Below are 12,725 nucleotides of genomic sequence, written 5' to 3' on the forward strand. Positions count from 1 at the left end.
TCATCCGCCTTTGCCGCCGGCCAAGCTTTGGCCTAAGCCATCGCCTTCCCGTCTACGACCGAGTCCGCCATGTCCGCCCCTGCCCGTCCCACCGTTGATCGCGCCTGGCTTAGCTGGGCCATGCGGCGGATCGAGGCGGACTACAACCGCTCGGCCGACACCCATCTGATCCCGGTGGACATGCCGGCCCTGTCCAACATCGCCCTGTATCTGAAGGACGAATCCAGCCACCCGACCGGCAGCCTGAAGCACCGTCTGGCGCGGTCGCTGTTCCTCTATTCCCTCAGCAACGGCTGGATCGGCGAGGGCATGACCATTGTCGAGGCGTCCAGCGGTTCGACCGCCGTGTCCGAAGCCTATTTCGCCCGGATGCTGAACCTGCCCTTCATCGCCGTGGTGCCGCGCTCCACCGCCCAGGAGAAGATCGCCGCCATCGAATTCTATGGCGGCCGCTGCCATTTCGTGGACGTCCCGGGCCAGGCCTATTCGAAAAGCCAGCGGCTCGCCGACGAACTGGGCGGCCACTACATGGACCAGTTCACCTATGCCGAGCGGGCGACGGACTGGCGCGGCAACAACAATATCGCCGAATCCATCTTCGCCCAGATGCGACGCGAGCCCTGCCCCGTGCCCCGCTGGATCGTGTGCGGCGCGGGCACCGGCGGCACCTCGGCGACCATCGGCCGGTTCGCCCGCTTCAACCGCCACGACACCCGGATCTGCGTCGCCGACCCGGAAGCCTCCGTCTTTCACCGTCACTGGGCCGATGCGACGGTCCAGACCAGCCTCGACCGTCCGTCCCTCATCGAAGGCATCGGCCGCGCGCGGGTCGAACCCTCCTTCATCCCCAGCTTGGTGGATCGGATGATCGTCGTGCCCGACGTCGCCTCCATCGCCGCCACGCGCGTGCTGAGCCGGCGTCTCGGCCGCCCCTGCGGCGGATCGACCGGCACCAACCTGTGGGCCTGCGTCCAACTGGCCCAGGAAATGGCACGCGCGGGCGAGTGCGGCTCGATCGTGTCCATCCTGTGCGACCACGGCGACCGCTACGCCTCCACCTATTTCGACGACGCCTGGATCGCCGCCCAGGGCCTGGACACCGCCCCGTGGGAGGCCCGCCTGGACGCCTTCTTCAAAACGGGCGTCTTGCCCGACGCCTGAACCGCCTGTTTCGTCGGGGCGGACAGGTCTAAGAAGGCCCAAGCGGCCGGACCGGTCAAAACCTCAACAGGAGCCGACCATGGCGGGACTAAAGGACAAGCGCGGCTTCATCGACAAGGACCGCATCGACCTGTCGGAGCGCCAGTCGGTCGAATACTGGATGAAGCGCTGGGGCGTAACCAGGGACCAGATCACCGCCGCCCACCGCAAGGTCGGCCGCATGACCAAGGACATCGCGGCGGAGCTGGGTAAGAAGCGCTGACTGAGTTCACCTGAAGCAAATCGGCCCCGGATTGCTCCGAGGCCGGTTCAGTCTCTGACTCAGATATGCAGCACACGCCCGTAGGCGTCCAGCGCCGCCTCGTGCATGGCTTCCGACATGGTCGGGTGCGGATAGACGATGCCGTGAATGTCCTCTTCCGTCGCCTCCATGGTGATGGCGGTGACATAGCCCTGGATCATCTCCGTGACTTCGTGGCCGATCATATGGGCGCCGATCAGGGCGCCGGTCTTGGCGTCAAAGATCACCTTGACGAAGCCGTCGATCTCGCCGGCGGCCACGGCCTTGCCGTTCACGCGGAACGGGAAGCGGCCGATCTTGACCTCACGCTTCTCGGCGCGGGCGGCCTGTTCGGTAACGCCGACCGAGGCGACCTGCGGCTGGGCGTAGGTGCAGCCGGCGATGGGCGAATTGACGTTCGGGGTCTTGTAGCCGGCGATGAATTCGGCGGCGTGGATGCCTTCGTGCGAGGCCTTGTGCGCCAGCCAGGGCGCGCCGGCGCAGTCGCCGATGGCGAACAGGCCCTTGACGTTGGTCTGGCAGTGGCCGTCGGTCTTGATGTGGCCGCGGTCCAGTTCGACGCCCAGCGCCTCCAGGCCGATGCCGTCGGTGTTGGCGGTGATGCCGACCGCCGAGATGCAGACCTCGGCCTCCAGCGACTCGGCCTTGCCGCCGACCTCGATGTCCACCTTCACGCCGGCGCCGGTCTTGGAGACCTTGGTCACCTTGGCGCCGAGCTTGAACTTGATGCCGCGCTTCTCGAACGACTTCTGGGCGGCCTTGGAGACCTCCTCGTCCTCGACCGGCATGATGCGCTCGACCGCCTCGACGACCGTCACCTCGGCGCCCAGGGCGCGATAGAAGCTGGCGAACTCGATGCCGATGGCGCCCGAGCCGATGACGACGAAGGACTTGGGCAGTTTCTTCGGCGCCAGGGCGTCGCGATAGGCCCAGATCTTGTCGCCGTCGGCCTCCAGGCCGATCTGCGGCAGGGCGCGCGCCCGCGCGCCGACGGCCAGCATGACCGCCTTGGCCTCGACCGTGCGCGAACCGCCGGCCTTCAGGGCGATGACGACCTTGGGCGCCGCAGCGCCCTTCTCCAGCTTGGCCGAGCCCTCGATCACCTCGATCTTGTTCTTCTTCATCAGGAAGGCGACGCCCTTGTTCATCGTCGCCGCGACGCCGCGCGAGCGCTGGATGATGGCGTCGAAGTCAAACGACGCGCCGGACGCCGACAGGCCGTATTCCTTCAGATGGCTCAGGCTCTCGAACTTCTCGCCCGACTTCAGCAGGGCCTTGGTCGGGATACAGCCCCAGTTCAGGCAGATGCCGCCCAGGTTCTCGCGCTCGACGATGGCGACCTTCTGGCCCAGTTGGCTGGCGCGGATGGCCGCGACGTAACCGCCGGGGCCCGAGCCGATGACGACGAGATCGAATTCAGCAGCCATGATCAGATCAACTTCTCGATGTCGGCCTTGATGGCCTCGGGTTCTGTTTGCGGGGCGTAGCGGGCGACCACCCTGCCCTCGCGGTCGGTCAGGAACTTGGTGAAGTTCCACTTGATGGATTGCGAGCCGAGGAAGCCGCGCTTCTGCTGCGTCAGCCAAGCGTACAGCGGATGCCGGTTCGGCCCATTGACCTCCACCTTGTCGAACAGGGGGAAGGTCACGTCGAAACTGGTGGCGCAGAAGGCGGCGATCTCCGCCGCCCGCCCCGGCTCCTGCTCCCCGAACTGGTTGCAGGGAAAGCCCAGCACCTCGAACGGCCGGTCGGCGAACGTCCGGTGCAGCTTCTCCAGCCCGTCATACTGGCCGGTGAAACCGCACTTGGACGCCGTATTGACGATCAGCAGCGCCTGACCGCGAAAACGGTCCAGCGAAACCTCCGTGCCGTCGATGGCGCGGGCGGAGAAGTCATAGACCGAGGTCATGACCTCACCCTCCCCTTACGCCAGCATCGCGACGGGATCTTCGATCAGCGGCTTGAACGCCTGCAGGAAGCGGGCGCCGGTCGCGCCGTCCACAACGCGGTGATCGCAGGTCAGGGTCACGGTCATGACCGTGGCCGGCACGATCTGTCCGTTCTTGACGACCGCGCGCTGCTCGCCCGCGCCCACGCTCATGATACAGCCCTGGGGCTCATTGATGATCGAGGTGAACTGCTTGATGCCGAACATGCCCAGGTTGGACACCGAGAAGGTGCCGCCCTGGAACTCTTCGGGCTTCAGCTTGCGTTCGCGGGCGCGCTTGGCCAGGTCCTTGGACTCGGTCGCGATCTGCGCCAGGCCCTTGGTCTCGGCCTTGCGAATGATCGGGGTGATCAGGCCGCCGTCGATCGCCACCGCCATGGAGACGTCGGCGTTGTGGTGCATGGCGATGCCTTCGGGGGTGTAGGAGGCGTTCGCCTCCGGCACCATCTTCAGCGCCAGGGCCGCAGCCTTGATGATGAAGTCGTTGACCGAGACCTTGATCCCCTGCGGCTCCAGCATCTTGTTCACCTTGGCGCGAACCGCCATCAGCTGGTCGATCTCGCAGTCGATGAACAGCGGGAAGTGCGGCACGTTCTGGATGCTGTCGACCATGCGACGCGCCACGGCCTTCTTCATCCCGTCCAGCGGGATCAGGTCGTAGCTGCCGTCCGGGATCCCCATCTGGGCCAGCGACTGCACCTGACGCGGCGCAATGCCCGAAGTCGCGGCCGCGGCGGTCGTCGCGGCGGCGGGTTGGGCCGCGCCCTTGCCTGCGGCTTCGACGTCGCGCTTGACGATCCGGCCGTGCGGGCCCGTGCCCTTGACCGACTTCAGATCGACGCCGTTCTGGGCGGCGATGCGACGCGCCAGGGGCGACGAGAAGATGCGGTCGCCATTGTCCGACTTCGGGGCGGCCGGAGCCGGCGCGACCGGTGCGGACGCCTTGGGCGCCTCGACGGCGGCGGGCGCGGCCTTCGGGGTCTCCTCAGCCTTGGCGGCCGGCTTTTCAGATTTCTGGGGCGCAGCGGCCCCGCCCTCGTCCTTCAGACGGGCGATCGGGGTGTTGACCTTCACGCCTTCGGTACCTTCGGCGACCAGGATGTCGGTGATCTCGCCCTCATCCACGGCCTCGACTTCCATCGTGGCCTTGTCGGTTTCGATCTCGGCGATCACGTCGCCGGCGGAGACGACGTCGCCCACCTTGACGTGCCACTTGGCCAGGACGCCCTCTTCCATGGTCGGAGACAGGGCGGGCATCAGGATATCAGTCATGCCATCACCTGCTTCACGGCCGCGATGATCTTGTCCACGCCCGGCAGCGACAGGGCTTCCAGATTGGCGGCGTAAGGCAGCGGCACGTCTTCCTGGTGCACCCGCAGCGGCGGCGCATCCAGATAGTCGAAGGCGTGTTCGATGACCCGCGCCACCACCTCGGCGCCGACGCCCATCGGACCCCAGCCCTCTTCGGCCGAGACCAGACGGCTGGTCTTCTTGACGCTCTCGACGATGGTCTCGTGATCCAGCGGACGCAGGGTGCGCAGGTCCACGACCTCGCACTCGATGCCTTCCTCGGCCAGCTTCTCGGCGGCCTGGAGGGCGAAGCCGACCATGCGGCTGTGCGCCGTGATGGTGACGTCCCTGCCTTCGCGACGGACCTTGGCCTTGCCGATCGGCACGACATAGTCCTCGATCTCCGGCACGTCGAACTCGAGGCCGTACATCATCTCATGCTCGAGGAAGACGACGGGGTTCGGGTCGCGGATCGCGGCCTTCAGCAGGCCCTTGGCGTCAGCCGCGTCATAGGGCGCGACGACCTTCAGGCCCGGCACCTGGGCGTACCAGGCCGAATAGTCCTGGCTGTGCTGGGCGCCGACGCGCGAGGCGGCGCCGTTCGGACCGCGGAAGACGATGGGCGCGCGGATCTGACCGCCCGACATGTACAGGGTCTTGGCGGCCGAGTTGATGATGTGGTCGATCGCCTGCATGGCGAAGTTGAACGTCATGAACTCGACGATGGGCTTCAGGCCCGCCATGGCCGCGCCGACGCCCAGGCCGGCGAAGCCGTGCTCGGTGATCGGGGTGTCGACGACGCGCTGGTCGCCGAACTCCTGCAGCAGTTCGCGGCTGACCTTGTAGGCGCCCTGATACTGGGCGACTTCCTCGCCGATCAGGAAGACCTTGTCGTCGCGGCGCATTTCCTCGGCCATGGCGTCGCGCAGGGCGTCGCGGATGGTCGTCTTGACCAGTTTGGCGTCGGCCGGGATTTCCGGATCGCGCAGTTCGACCTTGGGGGTCGAGGTCTGGGTCGGCGCCTTCTCGGGATCGCCGGTCTTGCCTTCGGCCGTCGCCTTGGGCGCATCGGCCTCGGCATCAGCCTTGGGCGCGGGCGCAGCCGCACCGTCTTCGCCGGCCAGACGCGCGATCGGCGTATTGACCTTCACGTTCTCCGAGCCCTCGGCGACCAGGATTTCCAGCACTTCGCCTTCATCCACGGCCTCGACTTCCATCGTGGCCTTGTCGGTTTCGATCTCGGCGATCACCTGGCCGGCCGACACGGTGTCGCCTGCCTTGATGTGCCATTTGGTCAGCGTGCCCTCTTCCATGGTGGGGGACAGCGCCGGCATGAGGATGTCGGTCACGGCTCAGGCCTCCACGTAGACGTCGGTATAGAGCTCGGACGGATCGGGTTCCGGGCTTTCTTGGGCGAATTGAACGGCCTCGGCGACGATGGCCTTGATCTCGTTATCGATGGCCTTCAGCTCGTCTTCCGTCGCATTGGCGGCGGCCAGCAGGGTCTTGATGTGGTCGATCGGGTCGCGGGTCTTCTTGACCTCGTCCACCTCTTCCTTGGTCCGGTATTTGGCCGGATCGGACATCGAGTGACCGCGATAACGGTAGGTCTTGACCTCGAGGATGTAGGGCCCCTCGCCGGCGCGGGCGCGCTCGACGGCCTTCTTGACCGCATCACGCACGGCCAGAACATCCATGCCGTCCACCTGCTCGCCCGGAATGCCGAAGCTGGCGCCGCGCTGGCTGAGCTGGGTCGTGGACGACGAGCGCTCGATGCTCGTGCCCATGGCGTACTGGTTGTTCTCGATGATGTAGATGGCCGGCAGCTTCCACAGCTGGGCCATGTTGAAGCTCTCGTACACCTGCCCCTGGTTCGAGGCGCCGTCGCCGAAATAGACGAAGGCCACCGAATCATCGCCGCGGTACTTGCCGGCGAAGGCCAGGCCCGTGCCCAGCGACACCTGGGCGCCGACGATGCCGTGACCGCCGTAGAAGCCGGTCGGCACGTCGAACATGTGCATCGAACCGCCCTTGCCGCGCGACGAACCGCCGATGCGGCCGGTCAGTTCGGCCATGACTTCCTTGGGGTCCATGCCGGCGGCCAGCATGTGGCCGTGGTCGCGATAGCCCGTGATGATCTTGTCGTGGCCCTGCCTGACGCTCTCCTGAACGCCGACGGCCACGGCTTCCTGACCGATATACAGGTGGCAGAAGCCCCCGATCAGACCCATGCCGTACAGTTGGCCCGCACGCTCCTCGAAGCGGCGGATGAGAACCATCTCGCGGTAAAAGCGGAGGAGGTCCTCCTTGGACGCCGAAGGCGTGTTTGAAAGCTTGTCAGGCGCAGTGGTCTGAGCGGCTTTGGCTGGGGCTTTCGCCATCCGGCATCTCCCGGCTAGGCGTCGGGAAGCGACGCCTTCTTATCGTTACGGAAGGGGGCTTTAGCAGCCTTCCTTCCCGGAACGCAAAGGGGTGCGGGCTCGACTGTAACAATAGTTCAAGCGGCGAAGGTTTTCATCCCTGAACGGGTTGCGCCGGAACGCGGATCACATAGTCGCGCGGGTCCGAAAAGCCGAGAACGGCGCGTGCGCGCTCCTCCAGCAAGTCCTTCGACAGGCTGTCGGTGCGGAGATAGCGCACCCGCGTCTCAAGGTCGCGGCGCTGTTCTGTGAGATGGGCGAGCTGGTTCTCACGCCGCCCCATCAGGGCGTCACGCGACGATCCGCTCAGCAGGCCCCGTTCGCCCGTCAGAGCCTGAACGCCCAGATAGGCGAGCAGCAATAACAGGGCGAGGGACAGGCGGTAAGGTTTCATCCGTTCGGGCACGACCGACGCTCCTTCTGAGCGCGAAAAACACAGTTCAGGAACCGTGCCCGAAAATGCCTAACAAAATGTAGCTTGACCGTAAGGAAGTCGACGAAGAACGCTGATTCTTCGCCGACAATTCACAGGTTTAGCGCAGCAGCATGCCGTCGCCGAAATAGACGGCCTGGTCGCCCAGCATCTCTTCCAGGCGCAGCAGCTGATTGTATTTCGCCACCCGGTCCGAGCGGGCCAGCGAGCCGGTCTTGATCTGCCCGCAGTTGGTGGCGACGGCCAGGTCGGCGATGGTCGAATCCTCGGTCTCGCCCGAACGGTGGCTCATCACGGCGGTGTAGCCGGCGCGGTGGGCCATATCGACGGCGTCCAGGGTCTCGGACAGGGTGCCGATCTGGTTGACCTTGATCAGGATGGAGTTGGCCAGGCCCTCGCCGATGCCTGCGGCCAGACGCGCGGGGTTGGTCACGAACAGGTCGTCGCCGACCAGTTGGACCCGGTCGCCCAGACGCTCGGTCAGCAGGCGCCAGCCGTCGAAATCGTCCTCGGCCATGGCGTCCTCGATCGAGACGATCGGGAACCGCTCGCACAGGTCCACCAGATAGGCGGCCATGCCCTCGGCGTCGACGGTCTTGCCTTCGCCCGCCATGACGTATTTGCCGTCCTTGAAGAACTCGGTCGAGGCGACGTCCAGACCCAGGTGGAAGTCCTCGCCGGCCAGATAACCGGCCGCCTGGCCCGCCTTGGTGATGAAGCTCAGGGCTTCTTCGGCCGAGGCCAGGTTCGGGGCGAAGCCGCCCTCGTCGCCGACGTTGGTGTTATGGCCGGCGTCCTTCAGCTGCTTCTTCAGGGCGTGGAAAATCTCCGCGCCCATGCGCAGGGCGTCGGTGAAGGTCTCAGCCCCGGTCGGCAGGATCATGAACTCCTGGATGTCGATCGGATTGTCGGCATGAGCGCCGCCGTTGATGATGTTCATCATCGGCGTCGGCAGGACGCGAGCCGAGACGCCGCCGATATAGCGGTGCAGCGGCAGGCCGGCCGAAATGGCGCTGGCCTTGGCCGCGGCCAGCGACACGCCCAGGATGGCGTTGGCGCCCAGACGGGCCTTGTTGGGCGTGCCGTCCAGGTCGATCATCGCCTCGTCGATACGGCGTTGATCCTCGGCGTCCATGCCGGACAGGGCGTCGAAGATCTCGCCGTTGACGGCGTCGACCGCCTTCTGCACGCCCTTGCCGCCCCACAGATCCTTGTCGCCGTCGCGCAGTTCGACGGCTTCGTGAGCGCCGGTCGAAGCGCCCGACGGCACAGAGGCGCGACCGAATGAGCCATCATCCAGGATCACGTCGACTTCCACCGTCGGATTGCCCCGGCTGTCGAGGATCTGGCGGGCGACGATGTCGGCGATGTCGGTCATGGCTCGGCTCTTTGGCTCAGGCGGAAAACAGGTCCGAGGGGTTTAGACGTCTCCCCGCGAATCGCCAATGCCTGCGTCGCCCTTGGTCGTCAGGAACAGCCCTCGACCAGTTGAATGGACGGATCCCCGGCGTGGATCATCATCACCTTGCCGTCGGAGCCGACCTCGTAGCGAATCCCGCGCGCGGCCGGATCGGTCACATAGGTCGTCGATCCGCCGCGCGACCAGACGAACAGGTCCTCCGCCGGCGCCGACTGATACTTGTGCGATTGGGCGAAGACGGCGCCGCCATAGGCCTGTTTGATCGCCATGCCCGTGTCGCCGACGCCGAACCCGCGGTCGGTCTTGATCGTCGCGCCGCGCGCGGCGGTGATACGGGTCAGCACGCCGTTCTGGATCATGACGCGCACATCCTTGGGCGCATCGACCGGATGAAACTCGTCGCAGGTCTCCGGATCGGCCCCGCCGACGGCGTTTGGTTGGGAATCCTCGCCCCAGACCTGGACCAGCTCGGCGCGCGTCATGCCGATTCGCGCCGCCCCCAGACCATCGGCCGTCAGGGTCGAAGCATCGGCCGGCGGCGGCGGCGGCGCTTCGGCCGGCGCAGGGGCCGCAGCGGAAGGCGGCTGGGCCACGGGGTCGTCACGGCGTTCGCAGGCGGCGAGTGTGAGCAGCGCAAGTGCGCTGACGGTGGCGAAACGGATCATGGGCGTGCGTCCTTCTGAGAAGCTTCACAGCACAGAACGCACGAAAACGGCGCGCGGGTGACCGCGCGCCGTAATAAACTTCGTCCGGTCGAAACCGGGTCGTGGAAGACTAGTCTTCCTTCGGCGTGATGACCTGGCGACCGCGATAGGTGCCGGTCTTCAGGTCGATATGGTGCGGGCGCTTCAGCTCGCCGGTGTCCTTGTCCTCGACATAGACGTTCGAGCTCAGGGCGTCGTGGGCGCGGCGCATGTTGCGACGCGAGGGGGATACTTTCCGCTTCGGAACGGCCATGTCCGTCTCAATCTTCTAAGTCGGGCGCCGCCCAGAGCCGAAGCCTGATCAAGCGCGAAAACGATAGCGGCGGCCCCGGTCCCTCGTGAGAAGAACGCCGAGCCGCCACGCGAGGCGCGGCTTATGCATGAACCGCACGACGATTTCAAGGCGTCTTGAGCGACTTCCAGCGATCACGGTCCAGCCCGAAGTAAAGACTGTCCATCCAGACGCCCCCAACCTGCCAGGTCCGGCTGGCGGCCCCCGTCTGTTCGAAGCCCAAACGCCCTAACAGTCGAATGGACGCCGCATTGGAGGGGTCCACGTCGGCGGTGATCGCATCGATATCCCGCGTGACCATGACATGATCGATCACGGCGGTCAGCGCCTCCTTCGCCAGCCCTCGCCCCCAATAGTCGGGATGCAGGATGTAGCCGATCTCTGGCAGCCGCCAGAACCCCGCCTTGCCGATGACTCGACCTTGCGCCTCAATGACGAAATCGTCGCTGGTTTCCGGGGCGGCGGCGATCATGCTCTCCAGCCACTCCGCCGTCTTTTCCCTGGCCGCATGCGGCGTGGTCGACCACCACCGCATCGCTTCCGGAGATGAAAGGACCTGATGCAGATCATCGACATCGTCCGGCCTCGCCCGTCGCAGAATCAGGCGCGGCGTGACGAGTTGAGAGATCATTGCACGGCGTTCCGCGTCAGGTGTTTGACCACCTTGGCCGGGTTGCCGACCACGACAACGTCGGGCGGCACGTCCCTGGTCACGACGCTGCCTGCTCCGACGACGGCGCGATCGCTGATCGTCACGCCCGCCAGAACGATCGCCCCGCCGCCGATCCACACATCGTCGCCGATCGTGATCGGTCGAGCGGATTCCAGCCCTCGCCGCTCGACGGCGTCCAGCGGATGTTCCGGCGTCAACAACTGCACCCCTGGTCCGGCCTGAAAATTGTCGCCGATTCGGATTTCGGCGCAGTCCAGAAAGACGCTGTTGGCGTTAACGAAGGCGTTCGCTCCGAAATGGATATTGACGCCATAGTCGCAGAAGAAGCCCGGCATGATGATCGCCCTGCCGTCGGCCGCACGCACCAGTTCATTGACCAGGACGCGGCGCTTGTCGCGATCCGGCTCTGTATTGATGGCGATGGTCAGGCCCACGGCGCGGGCGCGGCCGTCGCGCAGGTCCGGGTCGCCCGGATTGTACGGCAGGCCCGCCAGCATCTTCTCGCGCTCGGTCACGACGGGCTCGTCAGGGTCTTGGCCACCGCCTCGCCTATCGCCAGCGAACTGGTCAGGCCGGGGCTTTCTATGCCGAACAGGGCCATCAGCCCCTCGATCCCGTGGTGCTCGACGCCGTGCAGTTGGAAGTCCGGCTGCGGTTCGCCCGGACCATGCAGCTTCGGCCGGATCCCGGCGTAGTCGGGCGTCAGGGCGCCGTCGGGCAGGCCAGGCCAGAAGCGGCGGATATAGGCGGCGAACACCTCCGCCTTGGCCGGATCGACCGAATAGTCCTCGGTCTCGACATAGGCCAGGTCCGGGCCGAACACGGCCTGCCCGCCCAGATCCTTGCGATAATGGGTGCCCAGGGCGCCGGGAATCGGCGGCGGATAGATCAGTCGGTCGAACGGCGCCTTGCCGACCAGCCTGAAGTAGACGCCCTTGCCGAAATGGCCGGCGGGAATGTCGCCGGCCGGATAGCCCTCGACGGCCGCCGCGACAGCCTGCGCCGACAGGCCAGGCGCCGTCACCAGCAGGCGGCTGGAGACCTCCATCGCCCCCTCCCCGCCTACGCGGATCGTGAAGCCGCCGCCCGGCAGGGGGTCTGCGCCTTCGAACGGGGCCGAGACCACCACCGATCCGCCCGCATCCTCGATCTCGCCCTGCAGGGCCAGCATATAGCCGTGGCTGTCGAACAGGCCGCTCTCGGGCGACAGGATGGCGGCGTGGGCGTTCAGCTCGGGCTCCAGCGCCCGCGCCTGAGCGCCGGTCAGGTGCGCCAGTCCCTCGACCCCATTCGCCGTCGCCTGTTCGAAGATGGCCTCGATCCGCTGGACCTCGGCCTTTTGCGTGGCCACGACCAGCTTGCCGCACTTCCGATGGTCGATCTTGCGGCTGGCCAGGAAGTCGTAAAGCGCCCGCCGCCCCTCGACGCAGAACCGCGCCTTCAGCGAACCCGACGGATAATAAAGGCCGCCGTGGATGACCTCGGAATTGCGCGACGAGACGCCCTGGCCGATGTGGCCTTCCTTCTCCAGCACCAGCACCGTCAGGCCCCGTTTCGACAACGCCCGCCCGCAGGCCAGGCCCACGGCCCCGGCGCCCACGACGGTCGCGTCGAAATCGAAACTCATCGGCCGCCGTACCTCCGCTTCGCCTCGCCCTCGAAACAACCGATCAGCTTTTCCACCGCCCGGTCGAAATTGGCCGACAGCATCAGGTCCAGCATCCGCGACTTGAAGGCGAAGTCGATCATGAACTCCAGCCGCGCGCCGTCGGGATGCGGGAAAAACTCCCACCGGTTCTTCAGATGTTTGAACGGCCCGCGCAACAGGCCGACCTCGACCTTGGGCGCATTGCGATCATGCCGGACCCAGGTGGAGAACCGCTCCTTCAGGAAGGAGAAGCCGACCCCGGCCTCGGCGTCCAGCACGGAGACGCCCTCGCCTTCGGCCCGCTCGTTCCAGACCCGCATCGACGTGACCCAGGGCACGAAGTCGGGATAGGCGCGCACGTCGGCGACCAGATCGGCAAGCTGTTCGGGCGCATAGGGAAGGATGCGCGTAACGCGGTGGACGGCCATTCGAACC

The 12,725-nt window shown here is 66.2% G+C and carries 15 protein-coding genes; 2 read left to right on the plus strand and 13 right to left on the minus strand.

All coding sequences use genetic code 11. The features are described 5' to 3' along the window. Window positions 1-69: 69 nt before the first annotated feature. Window positions 70-1,161 carry a PLP-dependent cysteine synthase family protein gene (locus GYM46_RS16350; protein WP_040349515.1) on the plus strand — a complete coding sequence of 364 codons (1,092 nt, stop codon included), beginning with the start codon at window positions 70-72 and terminating at the stop codon, window positions 1,159-1,161. A gap of 79 nt (window positions 1,162-1,240) precedes the next feature. Then, window positions 1,241-1,423 carry a DUF3606 domain-containing protein gene (locus GYM46_RS16355; protein ID WP_008259491.1) on the plus strand — a complete coding sequence of 61 codons (183 nt, stop codon included), beginning with the start codon at window positions 1,241-1,243 and terminating at the stop codon, window positions 1,421-1,423. A gap of 59 nt (window positions 1,424-1,482) precedes the next feature. On the opposite strand, the gene lpdA is transcribed toward GYM46_RS16355, so the two are convergent. From lpdA to GYM46_RS16420, 13 genes are all read right to left on the minus strand, one after another. Then, window positions 1,483-2,889 (minus strand): dihydrolipoyl dehydrogenase, encoded by a 1,407-nt coding sequence (gene lpdA / locus GYM46_RS16360; protein WP_008262870.1) that lies wholly within the window; start codon window positions 2,887-2,889, stop codon window positions 1,483-1,485. 2 nt (window positions 2,890-2,891) lie between these two features. Further along, window positions 2,892-3,371: a glutathione peroxidase gene (locus GYM46_RS16365; protein WP_008258900.1), complete on the minus strand. Its 480-nt coding sequence runs from the start codon at window positions 3,369-3,371 to the stop codon at window positions 2,892-2,894. Between the two features lie 15 nt (window positions 3,372-3,386). Further along, window positions 3,387-4,682: a pyruvate dehydrogenase complex dihydrolipoamide acetyltransferase gene (locus tag GYM46_RS16370; protein ID WP_008261675.1), complete on the minus strand. Its 1,296-nt coding sequence runs from the start codon at window positions 4,680-4,682 to the stop codon at window positions 3,387-3,389. Next, complete coding sequence (locus tag GYM46_RS16375) at window positions 4,679-6,049, minus strand: pyruvate dehydrogenase complex E1 component subunit beta (RefSeq protein ID WP_008263423.1); 1,371 nt, start codon at window positions 6,047-6,049, stop codon at window positions 4,679-4,681. Before GYM46_RS16375 ends, GYM46_RS16370 begins: the two co-directional genes overlap by 4 nt. A gap of 3 nt (window positions 6,050-6,052) precedes the next feature. Next, window positions 6,053-7,081, minus strand: a complete 1,029-nt coding sequence (gene pdhA, locus GYM46_RS16380) for a pyruvate dehydrogenase (acetyl-transferring) E1 component subunit alpha (protein ID WP_008260859.1) — start codon at window positions 7,079-7,081, stop codon at window positions 6,053-6,055. A gap of 133 nt (window positions 7,082-7,214) precedes the next feature. Continuing rightward, on the minus strand, window positions 7,215-7,514 hold the full coding sequence (locus GYM46_RS16385; protein ID WP_035305970.1) for an FtsB family cell division protein: 300 nt from the start codon (window positions 7,512-7,514) through the stop codon (window positions 7,215-7,217). Window positions 7,515-7,653: 139 nt separating this feature from the next. Further along, complete coding sequence (eno, locus tag GYM46_RS16390; RefSeq protein ID WP_008261858.1) at window positions 7,654-8,931, minus strand: phosphopyruvate hydratase; 1,278 nt, start codon at window positions 8,929-8,931, stop codon at window positions 7,654-7,656. Window positions 8,932-9,020: 89 nt separating this feature from the next. Continuing rightward, the gene (locus GYM46_RS16395; protein ID WP_008259143.1) at window positions 9,021-9,638 is read right to left on the minus strand and encodes a hypothetical protein; all 618 of its coding nucleotides are present in this window, start codon (window positions 9,636-9,638) and stop codon (window positions 9,021-9,023) included. A 109-nt stretch (window positions 9,639-9,747) separates the two neighbouring features. Next, window positions 9,748-9,930: a 50S ribosomal protein L32 gene (gene rpmF / locus GYM46_RS16400; RefSeq protein WP_035305966.1), complete on the minus strand. Its 183-nt coding sequence runs from the start codon at window positions 9,928-9,930 to the stop codon at window positions 9,748-9,750. Between the two features lie 145 nt (window positions 9,931-10,075). Next, complete coding sequence (locus tag GYM46_RS16405) at window positions 10,076-10,600, minus strand: GNAT family N-acetyltransferase (RefSeq protein WP_008263049.1); 525 nt, start codon at window positions 10,598-10,600, stop codon at window positions 10,076-10,078. After that, entirely contained in the window at window positions 10,597-11,157 is a 561-nt protein-coding gene (locus GYM46_RS16410; RefSeq protein WP_008261857.1) for a sugar O-acetyltransferase, read from the minus strand. Before GYM46_RS16410 ends, GYM46_RS16405 begins: the two co-directional genes overlap by 4 nt. Then, window positions 11,154-12,269: an NAD(P)/FAD-dependent oxidoreductase gene (locus GYM46_RS16415; RefSeq protein ID WP_008260324.1), complete on the minus strand. Its 1,116-nt coding sequence runs from the start codon at window positions 12,267-12,269 to the stop codon at window positions 11,154-11,156. The genes GYM46_RS16410 and GYM46_RS16415 overlap by 4 nt, the downstream gene beginning before the upstream one ends. Further along, on the minus strand, window positions 12,266-12,718 hold the full coding sequence (locus GYM46_RS16420) for a type II toxin-antitoxin system RatA family toxin (protein ID WP_008260691.1): 453 nt from the start codon (window positions 12,716-12,718) through the stop codon (window positions 12,266-12,268). The genes GYM46_RS16415 and GYM46_RS16420 overlap by 4 nt, the downstream gene beginning before the upstream one ends. Between the last annotated feature and the right edge of the window lie 7 nt (window positions 12,719-12,725).

It is taken from the genome of Brevundimonas mediterranea, from assembly GCF_011064825.1.
Lineage (GTDB): Bacteria > Pseudomonadota > Alphaproteobacteria > Caulobacterales > Caulobacteraceae > Brevundimonas > Brevundimonas mediterranea_A.